Raw genomic sequence first — 26,366 nt, 5'->3', positions numbered from 1 at the left:
TTCTTACTGATTGTTACCTGTGAAGAGCGTTACGGCTGTCAGGACGATCATGATGATGGTCGTGACCCATGCCACTATATTGAAGAATCGCGAGTTGGTATAGCGCCCCATCAACTCACGTTTGTTTATCAGCAACAACATTGCGACCAGCACAAACGGCAAGACGGCGCCATTCACCGCCTGCGATAAGATCGTGATCTTCACCAGCGGCAGGTTGGGCCATAGAATGACGGCTGCCCCGGCGACAATCAGTCCGGTATAGAGCCAATAGAAGAATGGCGCCTCACTAAATTTCTTGTCGAGTCCAGATTCGAATCCCAAGCCTTCGCACACCGCATACGCCGTTGAGATCGGCAGAATTGACGCGGCAAACAGCGAAGCATTGAACAGTCCAACGGAAAAGAGAATGTATGCGTAGTTCCCTGCCAGTGGCCGTAGTGACTGCGCTGCTTCGGAGGCGTCATTGATCTTGTAATGTCCGTGTACGAAGAGCGTTGCGGCGCAGGCGACCACAATGAACCACGCCACCACGTCCGTAAAGACGCACCCTACGATAACGTCCAAACGCGAGGCGCTGTACTGCTTTTCCGTGACTCCCTTCTCTACGATCGAAGACTGCAGATAGAATTGCATCCACGGAGCGATGGTCGTACCCACCACCGCAATAATCATGTAGAGATAGTTATTGTCGCGGAACAGATGCAGCGAGGGCGGCATGACTGTGGCAAGTCCAGCGGCTTTCCAGTCAGGATGGGCAAGAACGCCCGCAACGATATATGCCAGGTAGATGAATGAGGCGACTAGGAACACCTTCTCCATCGCCTTATAACTGCCCTTCACCACCATGCCCCACACCAGCGCGGCACAAAGCGGCACACTCACCCAAACAGGAATTCCAAACAGCGCAAGACTGCTCGCAATGCCCGCGAACTCAGCCATCACATTGCCGAAATTGGTGATAACCAATCCGACCATGAGGAAGAAAGTTATGCGGAAGCCGAACTCTTCGCGAATGAGATCGCTGAGGCCCTTGCCGGTCACGGCACCCATGCGGGCCGTCATTTCTTGAACGACGATGAGCGCCAGGGTCATAGGAATCATGACCCAGAGGAGTCCGTAGCCAGATCCTGCACCGGCCTGTGAGTACGTCCAGATGCCGCCAGCGTCGTTATCGACGTTTGCGGTGATGAAGCCCGGGCCGACAACGGCCAGGAACATCATAAGTCGGACTCTCCACAGCTTCATCTTCGACATTCACTCAACCGGGTTGGGAAGGAATTTACATCGGAATTGCCAGCATAAATTGCATGGAGGGGAAAGCTCAAGGCGGGGAGGTGGAAATGTAGCAATTTCGCAGGAAATTACCACAACGATCAGCGTTACAACTGCGATCGAAGCATCGATATCACATCATCGGCCGTGATCACGCCCGTCAACGAACCGTTCTCATCCACAACCGGCAGTGTCAGCAGGTTGTATTTGTCGAATATCTCAGCCACCTCTCGCTCATCGGCCTCGGGCGAACACGAGATCAGTGGATCGAGGGTGAGTTCCGATAGTGGCTTCTCGGCGGGAGAAACAATCAGATTCGCCAGCGGTACCGCACCAAGCAGCTTTTCGTTTTCACCCACGAGGAAGATGGTGCTAACGCTTTCGAGTCCGCCATCAAACTTCTTCAGCATGTCGATCGCATCATGCACGCGCGCCGTCGGAGCAAGTGCCATGTAGTCGGTCGTCATGCGGCCAGCGGCTGTGTCTTCTTCGAACTCCAGCAGCTCTTCGACCTCTTGGCGCTCTTCGGGCTCCATTTCCTGCAGAATCGCGTCCGAGCGTTCTTCTGTCAGGTCGGCCAACAGGTCGGCGGCTGCGTCGGGATCCATCTCCTCGACGATGTCGGCAGCGCGCTCAGACTCCATCGAGTTGAGGATTGACACCTGAAGCTTCGGATCAATTTCTTCCAGCGCTTGCGCGGCGACGTCCTCGTCCAGTGTCTGGAAGACGGCATCGCGCTCGGCAGGAGACAGCTCTTCGATGATGTCGGCAATATCAGCCGGATGCAGACGCGCCACGCGCTCTGACGAGATCTTCAGCCGCACACGCCTCGCGGGATCGGTTTCGATCAGGTTGACGAATTCCCACGGAATGTTACGTGCAGGGATTCGTTGCAACCATGTTGAAAGCGTGTGGCGAGGAATTACTCCCTTCAGCAGACGTCGAATTGCGCCACGTGCCCCGGCGTCGACGAATGCGATGCGCAGATGCAGTCCGAGTTGCGAACTCAGCGGCTCGCGGTCAAGCGACAGCTCGATATCGTTAACTCGCACCACCTTGCGCCCGTGGATATCGATGATCTGCTGATCGAGCAGATCGCGTTCCAGCAGGAGCATCCCTTCACCGCTTGAATACTTCGGAAGCTCTTCCGTATGCGCAGCCGTATGCACTCCGCCATTGACGGTGCGCAACAGGTCTGTGCCGAGGAGCCGATCGCCTTTGGCTGTTCGCACGACCAGCGCAGAGATGCGCGTCGGATCCTCCTGGGGAACAAGCGCGACTTCGCGCACGCGTCCCAGCCTGCCTGCGTCCGAGTCATAGACGGGCAGTCCCAACAGGTCCGATAGTGCAAGCACAGGCATCGCTCCAGCATAACCCGGGATTGCATTGGCAACAAACCCAAACCTCTCCTTGGGCTACAATCCTCTGTGTATGGCACGCACATCATTGGACCTGCGCACGCTGGCCGGGCAGTTGTTGACCTTCGGCTTTGACGGAACAGAAGTCTCACCGGCTCTCCGTGCCGCCCTGAAGAACTACAAACCTGGCGGAATCATCCTATTTGCCCGCAATATTGAATCCCCACGACAAACCCATTCCCTGCTCAAGGCCGCGCAGAAGGAGTCCGAGCTGCCTTTGTTCCGCTGTGTGGACATGGAGGGAGGCACCGTCGATCGCCTCAAGAATGTCATTGGCCCAGCACCGAGCGTCCAGGACGTCTGGCAGGCGAACCTCAAGCCCTATTTCCGTGAGCACGGCCATCTGATCGGTGCCGAAGTAAGCGCCCTGGGCTTCAACGTTGATTTCGCTCCCGTGCTGGACCTGCGTTTCGATGTCTCTCTGAACGTGATGGGCTCGCGCACTGTCTCGCAGGATCCCATACAGACAGTCACCTACGCCAGCGAGTTTCTCCGTGGCTTAAAGGATGTGGATGTAGCTGGATGCGGAAAGCACTTCCCCGGTCTGGGAGAAGGCAATCTCGACTCGCACCACGGGCTTCCCGTCGTTCGCAAGAGTTGGAAGGCGCTTTGGGCTGAGGATCTCGTTCCCTATCGCACACTGGCCCGCCAACTGCCCTTCGTCATGGTGGCTCACTGCGCGTTCCCCGAAGTCACGGGAGAGGCCGTGCCTGCTTCGATCTCCAAGAAGTGGATCGCGGATGTTTTGCGCAAGAAGATCGGCTACACCGGGCTCGTGGTCTCCGACGATCTTGAGATGGGCGGCGTGTTGAAGGTCGCTACCATCGAAGAGGCCACCGTGCAGACAATCAACGCGGGAGCAGACATGTATCTCGTGTGCCACAACGAGGAGCTGGTGGAGCGAGCCTTCGAAGCCATCCTCAAGGAGGCCGAGCGCAGTTCGCGTTTCCGCACCAAGGTTGAGACGGCTGCCAAGCGCATTCTCCTGGCTAAGAAACGGTGGCCCGCTCTGACCAAGAAGATGCCCGCTCCCCCAAGCGAAACCACGGTAAATCGCCTGCGGCAAAAACTCTGGAAGTTCAGCGAGGAAATTCGCCTGACCACAAACGCCGTTTAAGCGCGGCAGAAAATTCGGGCGGCCTTGGTAGGCCGCCCGGTCAGGCAGTAGTGCAGTTATAAAAACTCTATGGGAGAAACATTTTCAAGCTCGCGATGGAGCCGCCAGCCTTCTGAATCTCTGAAACCGTCACCGTCGATGGCTCTAAGCCCTGCTTCTCTAAAACTCGCTGCAGGCGATTATTCATCCACGGGGCTATGTAGTATCCATTCACCGACACGCCATTGCAAATGAAATGCATGGCTTCCTCGCGAGTCACTTCGAAGAGCTGCGCCCGGTTTCGAAGCCGCACCAGAGTCTCGGGTGCAAACGCTCCAGGATAGATCAGAAGCGAGTCCGGCGCGAGTGGTGCCAGACACATGTTCAGATGGAAAAAGTAGGGGTCCACCAATTCCAGCTTTCGCACTCCAAAACCCATCGGCTCCATCATTGCCGCAAACTGATCGACTGCCGCCGAAGTGGAGCGATGACCGTAACCCGCCCAAACGAACTCCCAGTCTGTGTTCCAGACGAGATCCCCCGCACCCTCCAGAACCTCCCCGTCGCTCAGTTCAAGGTCGATGATGCGGTAGCCATGCTTCGCATACCAGCGCTCGAAGATCTCTACTTCCGCACGCCTTTTGCTGTGCAGTAAACGCGACGGAACGGCAAAGGATCGCTCTTCGCGGTCGATTCCGACGAACGCCTGGGTTGCCGTGAAACACATGTCCTCGAGTACAGGATTAGCATCCACCAGAACAATTTGCAGCCCCGCACGCCTGAAGGCACTGCACAAGTTTTTCCATTGCTCGACTGCGAGAGACGGATCGATGCTGGCGCTGCTGCGGGAAAGAGGGCTTCTTCCCTCCACGACCGCCAGGAAATCGGGTCGCGTCATCAGCACGTCGCTGATCTGGCGAGTCAGGCTGGGAGCCTGATATTCCTGACCAATCTCGGGTATCCCTTTTCTTTGCAGCACCCTATAGCTCCTGGCTACTACCCGGACGGGCACTTTAAGCCTAGGACCCAAACTGATGGACATGTCCGGTTGCGTGAGGATGGTAGCTGCTTCCCGAGCGGAACTCGGTGAGGAAAATCACACGAGATTGTGTGGTTCACGTTTCTTTACATACGACTTATTGAAACGATACGTTCAGTTCCGTTTTCCAAATTGAAGTCTCGGATTGCTTCTGTCCGAGCTATTCGGTTGCTGTCTTCGATGTGATTGGGGCAGAAACCGGAGCGCTTTTTGTCGATGCGGTATTGCCGTGAACAACGGGCAGTTTAATGAGAATTTCCATTCCGTGCGGCTGGACATTTCTAGCGTCTACGGAACCGCCGTGGAATTTGACCGCCCTGCTCACGATGGAAAGTCCTAGTCCGCTACCGCCGGTAGTTGCATTGCGCGCGTCGTCCACGCGATAGAATGGATCGAACAACTTCGGCAACGCTGCTTCCGGCACGCCAGGGCCGTTATCGAGTATTGAGATGCGCGCCAGTCCATCGCCCGCCGTTGCCGTAACCTGAACGCACCCCTCCACGCCTGAGTAGAAGATCGCATTGCGCAGTACGTTTTCAAACGCGCTCCGCAACATGTTCTCTTCACCGACGACCGTCACTTCGCTCCAGTTTTCATCGTAAAGAATGCCTACCTGAGACTGGCTAGCTTCAAATCGTGCATCTTCTACGGCCTCTGCAATCACCCTGTTCAGCGAAACCGGCTCCGAGGCAGGCTTCAACTGTCCGCTATCCAGGCGGGCAACCGTCAGGATCTGTTCAATCATTTCGTTCAGTCGAAGCAGCTCGACTTCGATGCGGTCCAGCAACTCCTTACGCTCATTGTCGGGGGCCATGGCCACCAACGAGAGTGCAACTCGAATGCGAGAGATTGGAGATCGTAAATCATGCGACGCTCCCATCAACATTCGTCTGTTGCTCTCTACCAGATTTCGAATTTCCGTGGCCATGCTGTCGAAGTCAATCACCAGGTCGGCTATTTCATCGCGACGTGTGCTGTCGGAAAGCCCTGCCCGGGCTTCGAGATTGCCGCCCGCGATTGCATGTGCAGCATCGCGCAACCGCACAATGGGCTTCGTTATGTACTGCGCCAGAACTGCGCACAGCAGCGATGTCAGAAGCGATGTCAGAAGGATCACCACCAGTACGCTGCCCGGCAGTGAGCGCAGCAATGGGGGGAAGAAGAACTCGCCCGCAAACACAAACACGCGGCCCTTGGAGTCAGTCAGCTTTTCGACAATGAACGTGCCCTGGCGCGCGCGAGAGATTCCCGAATTCTGCAGTGCGCGCTGGATAGCATCATGTGCATCCTCTGGCTGCCACAGCCCGCTCAGTTCGTTTAGTTTGTCATCGTAAAGCCAGTAGGCCGAACGCCTTTCCAGCGCAATTCCCTGCAGGAGTTCGCGAAGCCCATCCTGACCGCGCGTGGCATAACGCCAGGTCGCATAGCGGGCCAGCACAGGAACAGCACGACGCTCCGGCTGTATCCACCAGGGTCGGTCGGGGCCAAAACTGGCGTGGATGCGATAGGCGAGAAACAGCATGATGCACGTCTGCAATATCCAGAAGGGGAGGAATATCTTCCAGAAGAGACGGCTTTTCACGAGGCCACCTTTGCCGAGAGTGCGTAGAAATATCCAATGCCGCGCACGGGCCGGATACGCTCTTCTCCATCCGGCACGCAGCCGAGCTTCTTGCGCAACCGGCTCACGTGTACATCCACGCTGCGATCAAAAGCACTTAGTGGTCGTCCAAGCGCGGCTTGCGCCAGTTCTTCGCGCGTCACCACCATTCCTGCGCGGCGCAGCAACAACTCGAGCATGTTGAATTCAGCGCCCGTCAAGTCCACAGGAACGCCATTACATACCGCCGTACGCGACAGCAGCGAAAGCGAAATATCGCCCACCGTCAGCGATTCGTCTCCCTGGTCGTCGTTGTGAGCCTCGAGCGCACGGCGAAGCACGGCGCGAATGCGCGCGACAAGCTCGCGGGGATCAAAGGGCTTTGGAACGTAATCATCGGCTCCGATTTCAAGCCCAAGAATGCGATCGACGGCCTCCCCTCTTGCGGTGAGCAGAATCACCGGTATTCGCGATTGAGTACGCAACGACTTCAGCAGCTCAAATCCCGACCCGCCTGGAAGCATCACATCTAGGATCACCACATCGTATTCACCGCTCAGCGCTGCTTCCAGTCCTGACTTATGATCGTAAACGGCAAATACCTGGAAGCCTTCGTTTTGAAGAAACCGCTGCAGCAGTGAGACTAACCCCTGATCGTCATCGACAATGAGCACTCGACTCATGTCATCCATTCTGCGCGAGAGCCGTGGGAATGGCTGTGAAGAACTGTTACGAGTTGATCCGTCGCGGTTCACAAAAGTTTACGTTCCTTCACTGAGTCTTTACTCGCGCCAAGGGCTCTAGGGGTTCATGCTAATGAGGACGAAAAGTGCGACACTGGCCGTATTACCTTTCGCAAACTTAGCCCGGAGGCAAGATGAAGTTCCGCACCACTGTTTTCCTATCGATTTTATCGCTTTTCACCGTGACCGCCTGTAATAAGTCTTCCAGCAGTGGGAAGCAGGCTGGAGCGGGAGGTCCAGGGCGAAATGGGGCAGGCGCGCCGGTTCCGGTGAGCGTCGCTCCAGTGTTGCGTCAGGATGTGCCCATCATTCTCAACGGCCTTGGAACCGTACAGGCCTACAACACGGTGACCCTCAAGACCCGTGTTGACGGGCAGATCATGTCGGTTAATTTCCGTGAGGGTCAGGATGTGCGCAAGGGCCAACTGCTCGCGGTCATCGACCCGCGCCCATATCAGGTCGCTCTCGAGCAGGCGAAAGCGAATTTGGCTCGCGATCAGGCCCAATTGAACACCGCTAAGGCCAATCTCGCACGCTCCAAAGCATTGCTCTCCGCCGGAGTGGTCGCGCAGCAGGATTTCGATACCCAACAGGCCTCCGCAGGCCAGTTTGAAGGCACGGTGCAGGCGGATCAGGCAGCCATCGAGAACGCCAAGCTGAACCTGACTTATACCCGAATCATTTCGCCGATCGACGGTCGTGTGGGGCTTCGCCTCATTGATCCCGGCAACATGGTGCACGCATCCGACGCCAATGGAATGCTCGTCGTAACCCAGATGAGGCCGATCTCGGCTGTGTTCACCATTCCCGAGGACCAACTGCCTTCCGTTCTCGCCCAGAGCCGCAAGGGAACGCTCAAGGTTGAGGCCTACAGCCGGGACGACCAAAATCTGCTCGCCGCCGGTCGCCTTGAGACGGTTGACAACCAAATCGACGTAACCACCGGCACCGCTAAGCTAAAAGCCGTGTTCGACAACAAAGACGGCGCCCTGTGGCCCAATCAGTTTGTGAATATTCACATGCAGCTCTCAACCGCAAAGGACGCACTGGTCATCCCAATGGCGGCAATTCAGCGCGGACCTGACGGAAGCCTTGCATACATCGTTGGCGCCGACAATAAAGTGACGATCCAGCCCGTGACGATTGCCCTCACGCAAGGAAACATCGCCCTGATCGCCACCGGTTTGCAGGAAGGACAGCAGGTAGTCACCGAGGGACAAGACAAGCTACAGGCCGGAAGCACAGTAACGCCAAGAAATCCCGGAGCACCTAAGGGCAGTTCCCCGGCCAATGCCATGCAGCAACCGCCCCAGGCCAAGCACCGTCCCAACAGTGAACCGGTAGCGGAAACAGCTCCGAAACCTACTCGCACCGCCGAGAACTTGGGAGGCAATCGATGACGTTGTCACGGCCGTTCATTCTGCGGCCGATTGCCACCTCCCTGTTGATGATCGGTCTGCTCCTGGTTGGCATCGTCGCTTATAAGCAGTTGCCAATCTCGGCATTGCCGCAGGTTGACTATCCAACGATCCAGATTGCGACGTTCTACCCCGGCGCGAGCCCCGACGTGGTGGGCTCCAGCATCACTGCGCCTTTGGAGCGCCAGTTCGGACAGCTTCCCGGCCTGAGCCAGATGACCTCAAGCAGCACATTTGGCAGCTCGGTCATCACCCTTCAATTCAACCTCGATGAAAACATCGACGTCGCCGAGCAGGAAGTGCAGGCCGCGATCAATTCTGCTGGCACATACCTTCCAACCGATCTGCCTAACCCGCCGATTTACAACAAGGTAAATCCGGCAGACCCGCCGATCCTGACGCTCGCGCTCAGCTCTGACAGTTTGCCGCTGTCCAAGGTTCAAGACCTCGCGGACACCTCATTTGCGCAGAAGATCTCACAACTTCCGGGCGTCGGTCTGGTTTCATTGAGCGGCGGGCAGAAGCCTGCCGTGCGCATTCAGGCGAACCCGACGGCGCTAGCGTCTTACGGCATCAGCCTCGAACAGCTACGCACCGTTCTGGGCCAGGTCAACGTAGATCGCGCTAAGGGACAGCTCGACGGTACGCGCCAGACTTACACCATCAATTCTAACGACCAGCTCTACAGTGCCGATCAGTATCGGGATGTCGTAATCGCCTACAAGAACGGTGCCCCGGTTCGCTTGAGCGATATTGCACAGGTCATTGATGGCGTTGAGAACACAGGCCAGGCCGCGTGGATGAACACCACTCCCGCGGTAATCATGAACATCCAGCGCCAGCCCGGCGCAAACACAATCAAGGTCGTGGACAGCATCAAGCTCCTGCTTCCCCGACTACAATCTGCCCTCCCGGCCTCCGTCAAGGTTCAGGTGCTCACGGATCGCACTGAGACGATCCGCGCCTCGGTACGCGACGTGCAGTTCTCCATGATTCTGACTATCGCGCTGGTCGTGATGGTCATCTTCCTGTTCCTGCGCACGCTTTCGGCGACGATCATCCCCAGCATCGCCGTGCCGCTGTCAATTGTTGGCACCTTCGGAGTGATGTACCTGCTCGGCTATTCGCTCGACAACCTGTCGCTCATGGCATTGACCATCTCGACCGGATTTGTCGTGGACGATGCCATCGTGATGATCGAGAACATCGATCGTTACATCGAACAGGGCTTGCCACCCATGGAAGCCGCTCTACGCGGCGCGGGACAAATCGGCTTCACGATTCTGTCCCTTACGGTCTCGCTCATCGCCGTCTTGATTCCTCTGCTCTTCATGGGAGACATCGTCGGACGCCTCTTCCGCGAATTTGCTGTCACCTTGAGCGTCGCTATCCTGATGTCGGCCTTCATCTCGCTCACCTTGACGCCCATGATGTGCTCGCTCTTGCTCAGGCAGAAAAAGAACGAAAATCACGGCCGCATGTACGAGTGGAGCGAGAATGCGTTCAACAGGACGATTGCGTTCTATGGCCGCACGCTGCAATGGGTACTGCGCCATCAGACCGCAACGCTGGTGGTCACCGTTGCAACACTTGCATTGACCTTCGTACTCGCATATACGGTGCCCAAGGGCTTCTTCCCTGTGCAGGACACGGGCGTCATCCTCGGCATCTCAGAGGCACCGCAGTCGGTGTCTTTCGATGCAATGTCGCGTCTGCAACAACAGCTCGCGAAGGATATCCTGCAGGATCCTGACGTTGAGAGCCTGTCGTCGTTCATCGGCATCGATGGCACAAACTCGACAGCCAACTCTGGCCGTATTCAGATCAATCTCAAGGCGCGCGACCAACGCAAGTCCACCGCATCGGAAATCATCACCCATTTGCAGAATCGTGTTGCGTCCGTCTCGGGCATCACGCTCTATATGCAGCCCGTGCAAGATCTCACGGTCGAAGATCGCGTCAGCCGCACCCAGTATCAGTACTCGCTGGAGTCGGCAGACGCTCGTGATTTAGCGGAGTGGACTGGCAAGCTTGTTGCCAAGCTCAAGACAGTGCCCGCGATGCGCGACGTCGCCACTGACCAGATGAACGCTGGCCTTGCTGCAAATCTCGTCATCGATCGTGATTCCGCATCACGGCTCGGCGTCGATATGGCATCCATTGACAACACGCTGTACGACGCCTTCGGACAGCGTCAGGTGTCAACGATATTCACGCAACTGAATCAGTATCACGTCATCCTTGAGGTTGATCCGCGCTTCAGCGATGACCCCGATGCCTTGAAGCAAATATACGTCGCGTCCGCAACCGGGCAGATGGTACCACTCGGTTCCTTCGCTCATTTCGAGACCGCTCCGGCGTCGCTTGCCTCCAACCACCAGGGACAATTCCCTGCCGTCACATTGTCCTTCAACGTTGCCGACGGTGTCTCGCTCGGCCAGGCCGTTCAGGATCTCAAGCGCGCCGAAGCCGAAATAGGAATGCCTCCGAGCGTGATTGGCAGTTTCCAGGGCACGGCAAAGGCGTTCCAGGGCTCTCTGGCAAACGAAGGCTGGCTGATCCTTGCTGCAATCGTGACGGTATATATCGTGCTCGGCGTGCTGTACGAGAGCTACATCCATCCAGTCACGATTCTTTCGACGCTGCCCTCAGCCGGCGTAGGCGCCATCCTCGCGCTCTACCTGCTGCGCATGGATCTCAGTGTCATCAGTCTGATAGGCATCATCCTGTTGATTGGCATCGTCAAGAAGAACGCCATCATGATGATCGACTTCGCGCTCGATGCTGAGCGCAATGAAGGCAAGTCGCCTCACGACTCGATCTATGAGGCCTGCCTCCTGCGTTTCCGCCCCATCATGATGACCACCATGGCAGCGCTCTTCGGCGCCGTGCCGCTTGCTTTTGGCTCCGGCACCGGATCCGAGTTACGCCGCCCGCTCGGTGTCACGATCATCGGCGGACTGCTCTTCAGCCAAATACTTACGCTCTACACCACACCTGTCGTGTACCTGTGGTTTGAGCGCCTGAGCTCGGCGCTCAAGCGCGGCAGAGCGAGAGTCAACAATGAAGTCGCCGCTCCTGCGGCTCGCTTGAGCACTTCGGAAGGGCAGCAATGAGCAGTATCAGTCAACCGTTCATCAAACGGCCCATTGCGACTACGCTGCTGACGATTGCCCTGCTGCTTGCAGGCGGACTCGCCTACTTCCAGCTTCCGGTGTCGTCGTTACCGCAGGTGGATTTCCCTGTGATTTCGGTAGGCGCTGCCCTGCCTGGCGCAAGCCCTGAAACCATGGCGTCATCCGTAGCGACCCCGCTCGAGCGGCAGTTTGGCCGGATTGCTGGCGTCAATCAAATGACATCGGCAAGCCAGCAGGGCTCCACCAACATCACCCTGCAGTTCGACTTGAACCGCGACATCAATGCGGCGGCTCGCGACGTACAGGCCGCGATCAATGCAGCACGCAGCCAGTTGCCAGCCAACCTCCCAAGCAATCCAAGCTACCGCAAGGTCAACCCTGCCGACGCGCCGATTCTCATCCTTGGACTGCAATCCGACGCGCTCACCCTCGACCGCCTATACGACATTTGCGATTCGATCCTTTCGCAGAAGCTCGCACAAGTCGAAGGCGTGGGACAGGTGTTCGTCGGTGGCTCATCCACGCCTGCGGTTCGCATTGAGGCCAATCCGCTGCTGCTGAATAATCTCGGCGTCGGACTCGATCAGGTGCGCACCGCGGTTGCCAATCAAAATGCGAACCGGCCCAAAGGCCAAGTCTCTGACCCGCAACATACCTGGTCAATTGCCGCAAATGATCAAATTTCCAAAGCCGCGCAATATCGCCCGATCATCGTCGCGTACAAGAACGGCGCGCCCGTTCGCCTCGGCGATGTAGCTGACGTACAGGACTCGGTTCAAGACACCCACAACGCCGGCAACATGAACGGTAAGCCCGCCGTGATGCTCATCGTATTCCGCCAACCAGGGGCGAACATCATCGCCACGGTCGACCGTGTTAAAGCATTGCTGCCACAGCTAAGCGCTTCGATCCCCGCCTCGGCGCACCTCAAAGTGATGCTCGATCGCACCACGACCATTCGCGCTTCGGTTCACGACGTCGAGTACACGCTGATGATTTCCGTCGCGCTCGTCGTGATGGTAGTGTTCCTGTTTCTGCGAAACCTGCGCGCCACCTTCATCCCCAGCATCGTCGTGCCACTCTCGATTGTGGGCACCTTCGGAGTGATGTACCTGTTCCACTACTCGCTCGATAACCTGTCGCTGATGGCCCTTACCATCTCGACCGGCTTCGTCGTGGATGACGCCATCGTTGTCATCGAGAACATAATGCGTCATGTCGAGGATGGGATGACTCCGCTTGAGGCATCGCTGAAAGGCGCGAAGGAAATCGGCTTCACGGTTATCACCATTAGCCTGTCGCTGATTGCTGTCTTCATCCCCATTCTGCTCATGGGAGGAATCGTCGGACGCCTATTCCATGAGTTCGCCGTAACGCTTTCAGCCGCGATCCTTGTGTCTCTCGTGGTCTCGCTAACCACTTCTCCCATGCTCTGCGCGCGGCTTCTGCGTACCAGGCAGGAAGAGTCGCATGGAGCGATGTACCGCTGGAGCGAGCGCGTATTCCAAGCAATGAATCGCGGTTATGGCCGCTCACTTCGCTTCGTACTGCGCCATCGCCAATGGACGCTTGCCACGCTGATGATCACGATCGCGCTTAACATTTACTTGTTCATCATCGTGCCCAAGGGGTTCTTCCCTCAGCAGGACACCGGACGCATCGGCGGCGGCGTACAAGCGCAGCAGGACATCTCCTTCACGGCTCTGCACGACAAGATGGACGCATACGTGTCCATCATTCGTAAGGACCCAGCGGTCGAGAACATCATCAGCTTTGCCGGAAGCTCTACGTCCGCGAACAATTCCGGACGCATGTTCATGACGCTCAAGCCGCTCGACCAGCGAAACCACGTCACCAGCGATCAGATCATTGGCCGGCTCCGACCGAAGCTCGCGCAGGTACCGGGGGCGTCGCTGTTTCTGCAATCCGCACAGGAACTCCAGATCGGCGGACGCCAAGCGAACGCGCAATACCAGTACACGCTTCAGAGCGATAACCTTGCGCAGCTGAACGAGTGGGCTCCTCGGCTGCTGGAAAAGTTCAAGACCCTGCCGCAGTTGAAGGAAGTCAACAGCGACCAGCAGATTCACGGCCTCGAAATGGACGTGACCGTGGACCGCGATGCTGCCGCGCGCCTCGGCGTCACCTCCGATCAGGTTGATAACGCCCTCTATCAGGCATTTGGCCAGGCAATCATCTCCACCATCTACCGCCCACTCAACCAGTACCGCGTTGTAATGGAGATGGATCCGCGGCTAAACCATTCGCCGGACGTGCTGCAAACCGTTCGCGTGAAATCGCACACTGGAGCGACCGTACCCTTGGCTGCTTTCGCCAAGTTCGGACCGTCGAGCACGCCCCTGAGTGTGAATCACCAGGGACTCTTCCCTGCCATCACGTTGTCCTTTAACCTCGCCGAGGGAGTCTCTTTGGGCGAGGCGACCCACATCATCGATCAGGCGCAACGCGAGATCGGCATGCCGTCAGCGATTCATGGCAGCTTTCAAGGAACAGCCGCCGCGTTCCAAGATTCGCTCAAGAATGAAAAATGGCTCATTCTTGCAGCGCTCGTCTCTGTGTATCTCGTGCTCGGAATCCTCTACGAGAGCCTGATTCATCCGCTGACGATCATCTCGACTCTGCCTTCGGCTGGTGTCGGCGCCATTCTCGCACTCATGCTCTTCCACACCGACCTCAGTGTGATCGCCATCATCGGTGTGATTCTGCTCATCGGCATCGTGAAGAAGAACGCCATCATGATGATCGACTTTGCTCTCGATCAGGAGCGCAACCACGGCAAGAACAGCGAAGACGCCATTTTCCAGGCTTGCATCATGCGCTTCCGTCCCATCATGATGACCACCATGGCGGCCATGCTCGGAGCGGTTCCTCTGGCACTCGGCACCGGAACGGGCTCCGAACTGCGGAGGCCGCTCGGAATCGCAATCGTCGGTGGATTGCTCTTCAGCCAGTTACTGACGCTCTATACCACTCCAGTCGTGTACCTCTATCTCGATAAGCTCCAACTGTGGCTTCAGAGCAAGAAGATCGGTAATCGCACAGCAGAACCAATCGCGACTCCTGCCAACTAGACTGAGACGTGGAGGCACTCCTACGGCATCACGCCGAAGGAATCCGCCTCCACACTGCCCTTTAGCCGCGAGTCGTAGACAGAACCCTCAATGACCGCTCACGCCCGCCATTGAGATGAACTGATAGAGAGCTGTTCTTCACTGCAAATAAATGGGGCAGCCGAAGCCGCCCCAAACTACGTGCTTTTGCGAGAACGCTAGAACGAGAACGTCGCCTGAAGATCGAACCGCCGGTTCGCTGTTCCCGCGGAGAAGGGACCTCCTGCCAAGCTGGTCGAGTGTCCAAACGAGGTGGAGTTCAGGGTCCCGACTGGCAGTCCTGGATTCCATGTGTTGAACAGATTGCGTGCCATGGCCGTGATCGTTAGGTTGAAACGCCGCGACGTGTTCGCGTCTGCAAAGATCGAACCGATCCCACGCCCCGGGCCTCCGAATCCGCCGCCTTGCCCACCACGTCCCTGACCGCCGCCGCGGCTTCCCTGCGATTGCGATTGCCCTGCTGCTTTGTTTGTCTCCGGGCCGAAGCCAAACGTTTTCGAAGCCCTCAGATTGACAGTCACGTTCGCCGGTCCGCGTCCATAGTTAATAGGAATTCGCGGAGCTTTGGAGTTTGGATCGACATCGAATTTCCCGTACTTCACGTAATCAGGATTGCTCGCTGCTGTCGCAAATGCCGGGCGGTCGTTGTAGAAGGTATCTCCATTCACGTCCTCGCCGATTCCGATGTTGTACGGAATGCCCGAGTTCGCCAGGATGAAGGGGCTGAAGCGAATGCCGTGTGCAAGCGTAAGCGATCCACTCAGGAACAACCGGTTGCGAACGTCATATGGCGCGCGGCCATAATCCTGATGCAGGTTGAACTGGTTTGACGGGTTACCGTTATTGTTGGTGTTGGCGTATCCAAATGCGTAGAAGCTCATAATGCTGACCTTCTGCGATACCCGGAACTGCACGTTGGTGATCAACTGGTTCTGCTTGTAGATCGCCTCAGACGTGTATTGATAGATGTTCTGATCGCCATAATCGACGGCGAGGGCGCGCTGCCCATCCGGAAGCGGGGCGTTGATGTTTTCCGTGATGAACTGGTGCAGGGCGCGCGAGTTCAGATACGTCAACGATACCGTGCCGTACTTGCCCATCTGCTGTTCCAGGCTCACCGCCGTCTGCATGTTGTACGGAGTGCGTAGCCTCGGGCTGATCTTATACAGGCCCTGCGATGCCACAGACGCGTTGATCTGAGGACAGTCGCTTGCCAGCGTCGGCTCCGGTGCACACTGTACGTTCGTGTAGGTGTACTGCTGCTCGATGACGCCGTTAAAGCGCTGCGCCTGCATCACCAGGTCCGAGCCAAAACGGTCATAGAAGATGCCGTACCCTACCCGCAGCACGGTCTTCGGTGCGCTCTTCGCACTGCCCAGACCCCACGACAACCCGATGCGCGGCGCGAAGTCTCCCTTATCGCTGATGCCGCTCTGAGTCTCGAAACGCAATCCATAACTCAAGGTCAGGTTCGGACGCAGCTTCCAGTCGTCTTCAGCATAGAGACCAGCATCGGCCCATGAAACCCGCGCGAGCGGGTTTCCCTGCGTAATCGTGAACTGCGAAGCCAAACCATTTTTGTAGTCGGCAAGACTGTCAAAGGTAAGCGTTCCGTTATAGTTCGAGTCCGCCTGATTCGTATCCTGCGTCACGCGGAGCCGTCCACCGAACTTCACGAAGTGCTTGCCCTTCGACCATGACGTGTAGTTCTGCAACTCATAGCGGTTCGCGTGATCCCAGCTCTGTCCGACCGTGTTGCCGCCGCCTGTGAATTCGTTCGTCACGTTGATGGCTAGCAGTCCGGGCAGATTCGCTTTCTGCTCGTTGGTGTCGCGAATGAACTGGAACCGCGTCTCATTGATCATGTTCGAGCTGAGCACTTGTGTGTCGCTCACCTGAAACTGATGTTGAGTCTGGCTGTTGCGGTAACCACGGCTCTCAAGCGCAAATCCACCTATACCATGATTTTGTTCATCATTCTGCATGAACTGGTATCGAGTCGTGAGCGTGTTTCCAGGAGTTATCTGCCAATCGAAGCGCGGACTGAAATTCGTGCGCGCTCGCGGCGTCAGCACCGCTTTCGAGTAGGAAGTTTCACTTCCATCCTGAAGAACCGTCGCGACAATTGGCGATGTCTCGTCAATATTGCGGTGCTCAAGGTTCACGAAAGCCGAAGTCGTCTTCGTGATCGAGCCACCAACGCTTCCGGAATAGATCACAGAGTGATAATCCGGAATGCTGCTGTAAATATATGGATTACGGGAATTGAACACCTTGTCGTTCCCGTTCACCATCATTTGGCCGTGCCACTTGTCCGTGCCGGGCTTGGTAAACACTTCCACTCGTCCAAAACCTGGACGGTCATACTGTGACGAAAACGGATTCTGGTTGATGCGGATTTCGCGGATGGAAGACTTCGGAGGCAGCGTCCCATTGGAGAAACCGTCGATGTAGATTTGTCCTCCGTTTGGACCTGCTGAAGGACCGGCCAATGCGAGAAGATCCTGCTCAAGTTGGTCGGGATCATCCGACAGAGCATCAAGATCCTTTTCCTTCAGAACCGTCGAGTTCGCATTGTTTGCCGGACTCAGATCGACCGTTGTGCTCTCGCTCTGTACAGTGACCTGTTCCTGCTTTACGGCGATTCCGAGCGCGATATCCAGCTGCTGCGACGCTCCGGCTGGAATGATCACGTTCGGCATTGAGTAGGCTGAAAAGCCGCCTGCCATCGCGTTAACATTCACGTTGCCCGCAGGCACGCCTTCCACCGAATAATTTCCCTGCTTGTCGCTCACGGCCTTTTGTGTCTGGCCATCCGCCGTAGTGACCGTTACCGATGCGCCCACTACTACGGCGCCCGAAGGATCGGTAACCTGCCCATGCAAACTTCCACGCTTGTTCACGGTCTGGGCAAAAGTAACCGTAGCCAGAATGCCAACTAAAATTAAGAACGCAATTCGTCTACAAGTACTCAATTTCGTACTCTCCAGAAATACCAACTCGTAAGATTTCTTGACTGCTATCTACTGCTCGCCGCCCGGCGCGCCTGCTAGGGACCACGGCGTTAGGAATGACTGCACGCCACTCCCCGCGGGAGCAGCCGTAAGAATCGGTTCAACACCGTCCAGCAGAGTAACTGCCGTAGGCGGTTGTGTCGCAGACCCCTGTGTGCTCAGAATCATCACGGCCTCGCCCTTCTGCAGGTCTGCAAGTGTCGCCGCAGGCAGCTTTCCCAACAACTGGTTCAGGTCTCCACCTCGCGAGTGATCGCCATTTGCGGCTCCAGCGGCAGGGGCTGCGGGTGCTGTGCTCTGCGACACTGGACGCGCCGCTGCACCGCCCTTCATGCGCATGGCCAGCCCCATAGCGGCCTGAGGTGGCAGCTTCTTCATCTGCGAGTCGGCGGTTATCTTCACTACAACAGGCTTCTTTGTCGCGAGATCTTGAACCGTGATTGTGTTCTGCGCTGCATCGACGGTAGTTATCAGCCCGGCAATGTTGCGGAACGTCCCCGCGACGATCTCTTCCGCGACCACCTGCGTGCCGTCGCTATTCTTGTTCCCTCTTGCGCGAACCTGATCTCCGGGATGAATATCGTTGATCGTCGCTGCCGTCGCGTCCTCCCATTTCACGGAGGCTGGAGAGTAGTGTTTGAAGGTGGTCTTCGCAGTGGTTACAACCGTCAGAGTTTTTGCTTCGCCGCCGTTCGGAATCGAGATTTCGAAGGTTTGTGCGGCAGCGTCAACCTGCTTCACCACTCCTCCGACGCTGCGTTTCTGCCAATCCAGCAGTTCTTGCTGTCTCTGTTGCGCAATGTCCTGCTGCTTCATCACGATCACTGCCGCAGCCTCGAGCGTCACGCCATCGGCAGCCAGCTTGCCTCTGACCAATACGCGATCGCCTACTTGCAAATCCGTGGCCTGAATCTGTGCCGCGCTCTTCAGATCCGTCTGCCCAGGGGCAAGCCGCAACAGGCGGGCATTCGCCGCAATCTTTACGCCGACCTCACTTCCCTGATCTGTTGCCAGCGTCAGCTCCGTGCCGGAGATCTTGCGAATCGAGCCAAGCTGCTTCGCTCCAGCCGTGGCCGCCGGGGCACCTTGTGCAAAAACAGAACCTAACCAGAAACTGAGGAATAGCAGAAGAGCAAAACCCTGCAACATGTTCTTCTTCATTGCAACACTCCACATATGAGGCCTAAGAAGCTTCTGATTCCAGAATACAATCTAGTTCTTTGTACCTCATACCTTAGTTCCTGAATGTTGCGATTTGTTTCAATCGGCAACTTTCTTATTACAAACTGCTGACAGCACTCCAGATTCCTGCCTCGGAACAAACATTCCGCTCCCGAGTGACATCTTACGGACCGTGACCCGGCAAGGAATGAGCCACCTGGTTCGATACTGTGCGCTGACGTGCATCGTGCTGGTCTTAGGCGCTCAACTTATGAAGATCGAGGCGGCTGAGCCACAACAGTCGGCTCCACCGCCTGCGCAGAAAGGCGAGACCAGCACCAGGGTTCCTGCCAGCACTCCCCCTGAGTTGCAGTCGATGATGCAGGCCTATGGCGGCCAAACGGTCTCCTCCGTCGAAATCGCTGGGCGTCCCGACCTCGACGACAAGGATTTCGAGTCATTGTTTGCGCAGAAAGCAGGTGCGCCGTTCGACCGCGACAAGGTCATGAGCACGCTCGAAGCGGTAAAAGCCACCGGCAAGTTTCAGGATGTGCAACTGGGCATCGTGCCTGACATCCAGGGTGTGCGCGTGCTGCTGATCGTGCAACCGGGCCTATACTTCGGCATGTACGAATTCCCCGGTTCCGGCCGATTCCCATACTCGCGACTGCTGCAGGTCGCCGACTATCCTCCAGAAGGCCCCTACAATCGCCGGGATATTGCACATGCCTCCGACGCGCTGACCAAGTTCTTTCAGCAGACCGGATTCTTTACCGCCAAAGTCAACCCCAAGATCAGCACCGATCCAGGGCACGGCATCGTGAATGTCACCTTCAACATCACCCTTGGCAAAAGAGCCCGCTTCGGCAAAGTCGATCTCCAGGGAGCCTCGCCGGAACACACCGCACAGTTGCAATCCAAACTCAAGGGCGTAATGGCAAGACTCCGCTCATCCGCCATTCGCCCGGGCAAGCCCTACTCGCTCAAGACCGTCCAGAACGCCACGCAGTACATGCAGAACGCTCTGATGAAGGAGAATCACCTCGGGGCCGAGGTGCAACTGATTGGTGCCGAATACGACCCCGCGACGAACCGCGCCAACGTCAGCTTTCATCTCTCCGAAGGTCCGATCGTTCACGTCAAGGTCCAGGGCGCGCACGTGTGGAAGTCAACGCAGCGCAAGCTGATTCCTATCTATCAGCATGTGGGCCTCGATGATGAGTTGGTGCAGGAAGGTCGCCGCAATCTCGTTTCGCACTTCCAGTCGAGGGGCTACTTCGAGGCAAAGGTCGACACCTCGATAGACAAAAAGTCCGATGGCGAAACCATTCTTTACAAGGTAACCAAGGGCCCTCGGCACAAGGTGGCCAGTGTTTCCATCGCCGGCAATCAAGTACTCGGCGATGACCAGTTGCTCAGCCACGTCGGCGTGAAGAAGGGAGGTCTTCTCTCCCACGGCACATACAGCGAAAAGATCCTGCGCTCCAGTATCCAGAACCTCACCGCCACCTACAAAGCCGAGGGCTTCAGCGATGTGAAGGTCACTCCGCGAGTTGAGGGCAAAGGCGGCAACATCGACGTCACCTTCGACGTTCAGGAAGGACAGCGCGATGTTGTTCGCGAGCTGCGCGTTGTAGGCAATGACACCATGCCCCTCGCCCAACTCGTACCCAAAGGCCTTCGACTCACGACGGGTGGATTCTATTCGCTCAATAAGGCGGACGAGGATCGCAAGAACATCAGCGTTAAATATCTGGAGAGCGGTTATCTCACTGCCACTTTTCGGCAGCGCATCGAGCAGGAAGGCTCCGATAAGCACAGTCTCGTGGTGACCTACGAAATTCACGAAGGCCCCAAGGTCGTCACCTCCAGCGTCATCACGCTCGGGCGTCAGCACACTCGCCAGGAACTGATCGACCGCAATGCCAAATTCAAAATCGGCGAGCCGCTCAGCCGGGGCAACATGCTCGCATCCGAGTCGCGGCTATATTCCTCCGCCGGAATCTTCGATTGGGCCGAGGTGCGTCCCCGCCGTCAGATCACGACGCAAACTCAGGAGGACATCCTCGTCAAGGTGCACGAGGCGCGCCGCCACTCGCTCACCTATGGCTTCGGCTTTGAGGTCATCAATCGCGGCGGCAGTGTTCCGAGCGGAACAGTAGCGGTTCCGGGCCTGCCCCCGGTTGGCCTGGGCTCTGACTTCACCACTAGCCAGAAAACGTTCTGGGGACCGCGCGGCTCTGCCGAGCTCACGTTGCGCAATGTCCGCGGCAAAGCCGAAACCCTCACCGTCGGCACACTTGCCGGAAGGCTCGTGCAGCGTGTTACTGCCGACTTTCAGGACCCCAACTTCCGCGGCACTGCTTTCGCCAGCAACCTGAGCGCAAGCTTCGAACACAATAGTGAGAACCCCATCTACACCGATCGTATCGAGCAGGTCGGGTTCCAGTTGCAGAAGCCTTTAAACCAAAAGAAAACTCAGAACCTATTTTTGCGCTACAGCTTCAGTGAAACGCAGGTCACCAATCTGATCATTCCTGACCTCATTCCCGAGCAGAGCGGCGATCGCGATGTACGTCTTTCCACGTTATCGGCGACCTACTCGCGTGACACTCGCGACAACACGCTTGATGCGCATCGTGGCGTGTTTCATAGCCTCGAACTCGATCTGAATCCCGAGGCACTCGGTTCCAGCGTGAGCTTCGTCAAGCTTCTCGGGCAGAGCGCGTTCTACACCAATCTGAAACAGTCCGGCGTCATTTGGGCCAACAGCGTACGTCTAGGGTTCGACAGCGCCTTTGCCAGCAGTCACGTGCCGCTCTCGCAACTGTTCTTCTCTGGTGGCGGCAGCAGCATCCGTGGTTTCCCATTGAACGGAGCAGGTCCGCAGCGTCCAGTTCAGGTGTGCAGTTCAGGCAGTTCCACCAATTGCACTCAGATCAGCGTTCCGCAGGGCGGGCGGCAACTCTTCATCGTCAACTCCGAGTTCCGCATCCCCGTGCCAATTCGTAAAGGACTCGGCGTAGTGGCCTTCTACGATGGCGGCAACGTATTCCGCACCATCGGCTTCCACGGTCAGTACACCAATACGATTGGCGGCGGCTTCCGCTACGCTACGCCCGTCGGTCCTGTGCGCATCGACATCGGCCACAACTTGAACTCACCGCCGGGCATCAGCTCTTTGCAGTACTTCATAACCTTGGGGCAGGCATTTTGAGCGCACTTCCAAACATTCCTCCGGAGCAAACCTCGCCAGGCCTCGTGCACGGACGCCCACCTCGTCCCGTTTGGCAGCGCGTTGTTCTATGGACAGCAGGAGTACTTGCCGGCGTCGTTGCCCTGCTTGTCGTTGCCGTTGCTGTTGCATCGCATAGCCAGCGCGTGCACGACTACGTCCTCAACAAAGCGCGCCAGAGCGCGACCGAATCACTCGGCGTTCCTGTCGAACTTCAGAATTACGCCCTGCACTTCAGCGGCATCAGTCCCACTCTCGACATCTATGGCCTCGTCGTGCACGGAGCCGCGCCTTATGCCAATCCTCCTCTTCTCCAGGCGCAGCAGGCACGAGTGGGGGTCCGCATAGTTTCTCTGCTCAGCCGCAAGTGGTACTTGAGTGAGATCACGATTCATAATCCGGTCGTGCAGCTTCGGGTCGATGCCAACGGCAACACCAATCTGCCGAAATCGAAGCAGAGCAGTTCGCAGTCTAATGGCGTTCAGCCACTCTTCGATCTCGCCATCAGGCACGCGTCTCTCGATCAGGGTGAAATCTACTACAACGATCGCAAGAGCTCGCTGGATGCAGACATTCGCGACCTCGGATTTACAGCGGGCTACAATCCCCCTCGCAACACCTACGCAGGCCAGCTGGCATACAGCGATGGACACCTAAAGAGCGGAGCATACGAGCCCATCCCTCACGCTCTCTCTGCCGACTTCGAGATGACCCCGACTCACCTCGACCTTCGCAAAGCTCAGCTCCAAAGCGGTGCTTCCCTCATTGCGTTTACAGCCACCGTCGATGATTTCAGCAATCCGCAGGTCAAGGCTAATTACTACGCTTCTCTGAACGCAACCGAGCTGGGTAAGGAACTGCGTAATGCCAGCCTGCCATTGGGCGCTTTGCAACTCGACGGTCACGCCGAGTATGCGGCCAAGCCGGGCCAAGCGCCTCTCGATGCCGCCATTTTCAATGGCACTCTGCGCAGTGATCGCCTTGAAGTCGCGACCCAATCCGGTCGTGCCGACATTCGCAACATCCGCGGCACCTACTCGCTAGCCAACGGCAACGCCGAGATTCGCTCACTCAGTGCATCCCTTCTCGGAGGCTCCGTCGATGCCCATGCAACCGTGCGCAACCTTGCCGGAGAGCAAGTCGGAGCGGCACATCTCAACTTGAATGGCATCTCGCTCGCCGCTCTCAAGAATCTTGCGGGCGCGTCCTCTGCCAACAACGTCACCCTTTCCGGAACGCTACAAGGTACAAGCGACGCATCCTGGAAAGGCTCCATAACCAACTTGCTCGCCAACGCGGACGCAACCGTGAACGCCGCGGCGGGTTCGACTCAATCTTCAGCCATCGTACCTATCGAGGGCGCAATCCACGCCACTTTCCGCAACAGCGATCAGCAGCTCACCCTTCGCCAGAGTCACCTACGTACGCCGCAAACAACTCTCACGCTTGATGGCACCACCGGCAAGACATCGCAGATGAACATCGCCCTGAACGCGGCCGACCTGCATGAGTTGGAGTCCATTGCAGCGATCTTTAGCAAGCCTTCCCAGCCTTTCGGCCTATACGGCATGGCAAAATTCAATGGCACGCTTTCTGGCCCCACTTCCGCGCCGAGACTCGCGGGCGACCTCACTGGAGCCAACCTCCGCGTGCGCGGAACCGAATGGCGACTCCTGCGTGTTCATCTGAATGCCAGCCCTTCGCTCGCCGAAATCCAAAGTGGCCAACTTGTTCCTGTGCCCGCCGAAGGCGCGCCCCAGGGAAACATCGCCTTCAGTGGACGTGCGCAGTTAAATAAGTGGAGCTTCGATCCGAAGAGTCCCTTCCAGCTCTCACTCAACGCACAGCATCTCGACGCCGGACAACTCGCCCGCGTAGCTGGCTCTACCACCCCGATTGGCGGCACGCTCGATGCTAATGTCCAAGTTCATGGAACCGAGCTCAACCCAATCGGACAAGGTAACCTTCAGCTAACCCGCGCCACCATCTCCGGAGAGCCTATCCCGTCCGCGACCGCCCGTTTCAATGGCGATGGCAATGCTGCGCACGCAACGCTCAACGTGACCATGCCCGCAGGAGTCACCTCTGGACAGTTGACCTACTATCCCAAACAACGCGGATACGAAGTGCAAGTTGAGTCGCGCAATTTCAAGCTCGATCAGTTGCAGACCGTCAAAGCTCGCAATCTTTCTATCACGGGAGTGATGAACCTCGTTGCCAGCGGACGCGGTACCCTCGACGACCCTCAGCTCAACGCCGGCCTTGAGATTCCGCAACTGCAAGCCAAGGGACAGACGATCAGCAACATCGCCCTGCGCGCAGACGTTGCAAAGCATCTGGCAAACATCACCTTGGACTCGCGTGCGATCAACGCCAACATTCATGGACAGGCGCGTGTTCAGCTCACGGGCGATTACAACACCGACGCAGTGCTGGACACTCAACCGATTCCCCTGCAGCCGCTGGTCGCCACCTATTCGCCTTCGCAGGCCCAAAACATTTCGGGACAGACTGAACTCCATGCCACTTTACGCGGCCCGTTGAAACGTAAAGAGGCGATTGAAGCTCACATCGTCATCCCCAACCTCAGTGTGCTCTATCAGGACTCGATCCAACTCGCGTCTGCCGGTCCCATTCGCGCCGACTACGTCAATGGGATCCTGACACTCCAGCGTTCCGGCATTCGCGGCACAGGCACCGACCTGCAGTTCCAGGGCTCGGTTCCGGTACTCGACCGTACGAAGCCAGTGGCGTTGCTGCTACTTGGCTCTGTTGACCTCAAACTTGCGCAGATCTTCGATCCTGACGTAACGAGTTCGGGCCAACTTCGTTTCAACATCAACTCCTACGGCGCACGTACCGATCCCAACGTGCAAGGAACAGTTCAGGTCGTAAACGCAGCGTTCTCCACCGCCGATGCTCCGGTTGGGCTCTCCAATGGAAATGGAACGCTGGAACTCACGCGCGACCGCCTCAACATCTCTCGCTTTGAGGGTGTAGTTGGCGGTGGCAAGGTCACTGCGCGCGGCGGCGTCGTCTATCATCCTTCGTTGCAATTTGACCTTGCACTTGCCGGACAAGGCATTCGCCTTCTCTACCCTGACGGTGTTCGCGAAGGGATGAGCACAAACCTGACGCTCACAGGAACTCCGGATCAGGCATCCTTACGCGGCCAAGTCAACGTGGATCAGCTATCCTTCACGCCGGACTTCGATATCTCGAATCTCATGTCTCTGGGCAATGAAGTCGAGGCTCCACCCGCTCGCGGATTCGCCACCAATCTTGCTCTCAACGTCGCCGTGCGCTCCACGCAGAACGTAAACCTCGTCAGCCGCACAATAAGCGTCAATGGTTCGGCAAATCTCACCGTCACCGGAACCGCAGCCGAGCCGGTCATTCTCGGCCGCATCAATCTCACTGGCGGCGACCTTATCTTCAAGGGAAATCGCTACGTATTGCAAAGCGGTGTGATCGACTTCATCAATCCCGTGCGCACCGAGCCTAACCTGAACGTCAACATCACCGCGACCGTGCAGCAGTACAACATCGGAATGCGATTTGAAGGACCGCTCGAGAGTCTGCGTACCAGCTACACTTCCGACCCAGCTCTGCCCCCTGCGGATATCATCAATCTCATCGCCTTCGGCAAGACGCAGGAGGAGGCTAACGCCACCGCGACTCCGACCAATCAGACTGCGGAACAAAGCATCGCTTCCGCCGTCAGCGGGCAGGTAACGAGCCGTGTCGAAAAGATCGCCGGCATCTCGCATCTTTCGGTTGATCCCACGCTCGGCAACAATCAGCAGAATGCTGGAGCGACCATCACGATGCAGCAGCGCGTTACCAGCAAGATTTTCGTTACGTTCTCAACAGACGTAACGAGTACGCAGCGTCAGGTCATCCAGCTTCAGTATCAGGCCACGCCGCGTGTTGCGGTAAGCGGAACTCGGGATCAGAATGGCGGCTTCGGCTTCGATACCAGAATCACGCGCGAGTGGTAAACTAGACCTTCATACCACTCCGCGCTTTTCCGCTTTCCTCACCCCTGCTTTCGCTTATGCCCCCTATCAAAACTTTCAATGCCTCTGGAATTTGTTTTGAA

13 protein-coding genes are annotated in these 26,366 nt (G+C 57.2%); 6 read left to right on the top strand and 7 right to left on the bottom strand.

The genetic code is table 11. The annotated features are described in order from the left end of the window. Nucleotides 1-3: 3 nt before the first annotated feature. Together AC6IY8_RS06115 and AC6IY8_RS06110 are read right to left on the bottom strand one after the other, a co-directional pair. Nucleotides 4-1,254 carry an Nramp family divalent metal transporter gene (locus tag AC6IY8_RS06115; RefSeq protein WP_497777855.1) on the bottom strand — a complete coding sequence of 417 codons (1,251 nt, stop codon included), beginning with the start codon at nucleotides 1,252-1,254 and terminating at the stop codon, nucleotides 4-6. Between the two features lie 125 nt (nucleotides 1,255-1,379). Beyond that, nucleotides 1,380-2,627: a magnesium transporter MgtE N-terminal domain-containing protein gene (locus AC6IY8_RS06110; RefSeq protein WP_497777854.1), complete on the bottom strand. Its 1,248-nt coding sequence runs from the start codon at nucleotides 2,625-2,627 to the stop codon at nucleotides 1,380-1,382. A gap of 76 nt (nucleotides 2,628-2,703) precedes the next feature. On the opposite strand from AC6IY8_RS06110, the gene nagZ reads away from it, so the two are divergent. Then, the gene (gene nagZ / locus AC6IY8_RS06105; RefSeq protein ID WP_497777853.1) at nucleotides 2,704-3,807 is read left to right on the top strand and encodes a beta-N-acetylhexosaminidase; all 1,104 of its coding nucleotides are present in this window, start codon (nucleotides 2,704-2,706) and stop codon (nucleotides 3,805-3,807) included. 67 nt (nucleotides 3,808-3,874) lie between these two features. Here the strand turns inward: nagZ and AC6IY8_RS06100 are convergent, their stop codons facing one another. From AC6IY8_RS06100 to AC6IY8_RS06090, 3 genes are all read right to left on the bottom strand, one after another. Continuing rightward, complete coding sequence (locus AC6IY8_RS06100; RefSeq protein WP_497777851.1) at nucleotides 3,875-4,765, bottom strand: dimethylarginine dimethylaminohydrolase family protein; 891 nt, start codon at nucleotides 4,763-4,765, stop codon at nucleotides 3,875-3,877. A gap of 220 nt (nucleotides 4,766-4,985) precedes the next feature. Beyond that, the gene (locus tag AC6IY8_RS06095; protein ID WP_497777849.1) at nucleotides 4,986-6,407 is read right to left on the bottom strand and encodes an ATP-binding protein; all 1,422 of its coding nucleotides are present in this window, start codon (nucleotides 6,405-6,407) and stop codon (nucleotides 4,986-4,988) included. Next, complete coding sequence (locus tag AC6IY8_RS06090; protein ID WP_497777848.1) at nucleotides 6,404-7,108, bottom strand: response regulator transcription factor; 705 nt, start codon at nucleotides 7,106-7,108, stop codon at nucleotides 6,404-6,406. The genes AC6IY8_RS06095 and AC6IY8_RS06090 overlap by 4 nt, the downstream gene beginning before the upstream one ends. 194 nt (nucleotides 7,109-7,302) lie before the next feature. Here AC6IY8_RS06090 and AC6IY8_RS06085 point away from each other — a divergent pair, with 194 nt between their 5' ends. The 3 genes from AC6IY8_RS06085 to AC6IY8_RS06075 are packed head-to-tail and all read left to right on the top strand — an operon-like array spanning nucleotide 7,303 to nucleotide 14,815. Further along, entirely contained in the window at nucleotides 7,303-8,568 is a 1,266-nt protein-coding gene (locus tag AC6IY8_RS06085; protein WP_497777847.1) for an MdtA/MuxA family multidrug efflux RND transporter periplasmic adaptor subunit, read from the top strand. Continuing rightward, the gene (locus AC6IY8_RS06080; RefSeq protein WP_497777846.1) at nucleotides 8,565-11,702 is read left to right on the top strand and encodes a multidrug efflux RND transporter permease subunit; all 3,138 of its coding nucleotides are present in this window, start codon (nucleotides 8,565-8,567) and stop codon (nucleotides 11,700-11,702) included. Before AC6IY8_RS06085 ends, AC6IY8_RS06080 begins: the two co-directional genes overlap by 4 nt. Then, the gene (locus AC6IY8_RS06075; RefSeq protein WP_497777844.1) at nucleotides 11,699-14,815 is read left to right on the top strand and encodes a multidrug efflux RND transporter permease subunit; all 3,117 of its coding nucleotides are present in this window, start codon (nucleotides 11,699-11,701) and stop codon (nucleotides 14,813-14,815) included. The genes AC6IY8_RS06080 and AC6IY8_RS06075 overlap by 4 nt, the downstream gene beginning before the upstream one ends. A 197-nt stretch (nucleotides 14,816-15,012) precedes the next feature. Here AC6IY8_RS06075 and AC6IY8_RS06070 read toward each other — a convergent pair whose 3' ends face one another. Together AC6IY8_RS06070 and AC6IY8_RS06065 are read right to left on the bottom strand one after the other, a co-directional pair. Next, nucleotides 15,013-17,829, bottom strand: a complete 2,817-nt coding sequence (locus AC6IY8_RS06070) for a TonB-dependent receptor (RefSeq protein ID WP_497777841.1) — start codon at nucleotides 17,827-17,829, stop codon at nucleotides 15,013-15,015. Nucleotides 17,830-17,877: 48 nt separating this feature from the next. Continuing rightward, the gene (locus tag AC6IY8_RS06065) at nucleotides 17,878-19,029 is read right to left on the bottom strand and encodes a DUF5666 domain-containing protein (RefSeq protein WP_497777840.1); all 1,152 of its coding nucleotides are present in this window, start codon (nucleotides 19,027-19,029) and stop codon (nucleotides 17,878-17,880) included. Nucleotides 19,030-19,300: 271 nt separating this feature from the next. On the opposite strand from AC6IY8_RS06065, the gene AC6IY8_RS06060 reads away from it, so the two are divergent. Both AC6IY8_RS06060 and AC6IY8_RS06055 read left to right on the top strand, forming a co-directional pair. Then, the gene (locus AC6IY8_RS06060) at nucleotides 19,301-22,246 is read left to right on the top strand and encodes a BamA/OMP85 family outer membrane protein (RefSeq protein WP_497777838.1); all 2,946 of its coding nucleotides are present in this window, start codon (nucleotides 19,301-19,303) and stop codon (nucleotides 22,244-22,246) included. Beyond that, on the top strand, nucleotides 22,243-26,265 hold the full coding sequence (locus AC6IY8_RS06055) for a translocation/assembly module TamB domain-containing protein (protein ID WP_497777837.1): 4,023 nt from the start codon (nucleotides 22,243-22,245) through the stop codon (nucleotides 26,263-26,265). Before AC6IY8_RS06060 ends, AC6IY8_RS06055 begins: the two co-directional genes overlap by 4 nt. Nucleotides 26,266-26,366: the final 101 nt, after the last annotated feature.

This window comes from Koromonas soli, assembly GCF_059726265.1.
The sequence above is the reverse complement of the archived record's forward strand: the minus strand, read 5'-3'. Positions and strand labels throughout refer to the sequence as shown.

Coding starts and splice junctions, on each gene's coding strand:
- AC6IY8_RS06060 (WP_497777838.1), top strand. CDS start 19,301: ATGAAGATCGAGGCGGCTGAGCCACAACAGTCGGCTCCACCGCCTGCG.
- AC6IY8_RS06075 (WP_497777844.1), top strand. CDS start 11,699: ATGAGCAGTATCAGTCAACCGTTCATCAAACGGCCCATTGCGACTACG.
- AC6IY8_RS06080 (WP_497777846.1), top strand. CDS start 8,565: ATGACGTTGTCACGGCCGTTCATTCTGCGGCCGATTGCCACCTCCCTG.
- AC6IY8_RS06090 (WP_497777848.1), bottom strand. CDS start 7,108: ATGAGTCGAGTGCTCATTGTCGATGACGATCAGGGGTTAGTCTCACTG.
- AC6IY8_RS06115 (WP_497777855.1), bottom strand. CDS start 1,254: ATGTCGAAGATGAAGCTGTGGAGAGTCCGACTTATGATGTTCCTGGCC.
- nagZ (WP_497777853.1), top strand. CDS start 2,704: ATGGCACGCACATCATTGGACCTGCGCACGCTGGCCGGGCAGTTGTTG.
- AC6IY8_RS06085 (WP_497777847.1), top strand. CDS start 7,303: ATGAAGTTCCGCACCACTGTTTTCCTATCGATTTTATCGCTTTTCACC.
- AC6IY8_RS06065 (WP_497777840.1), bottom strand. CDS start 19,029: ATGAAGAAGAACATGTTGCAGGGTTTTGCTCTTCTGCTATTCCTCAGT.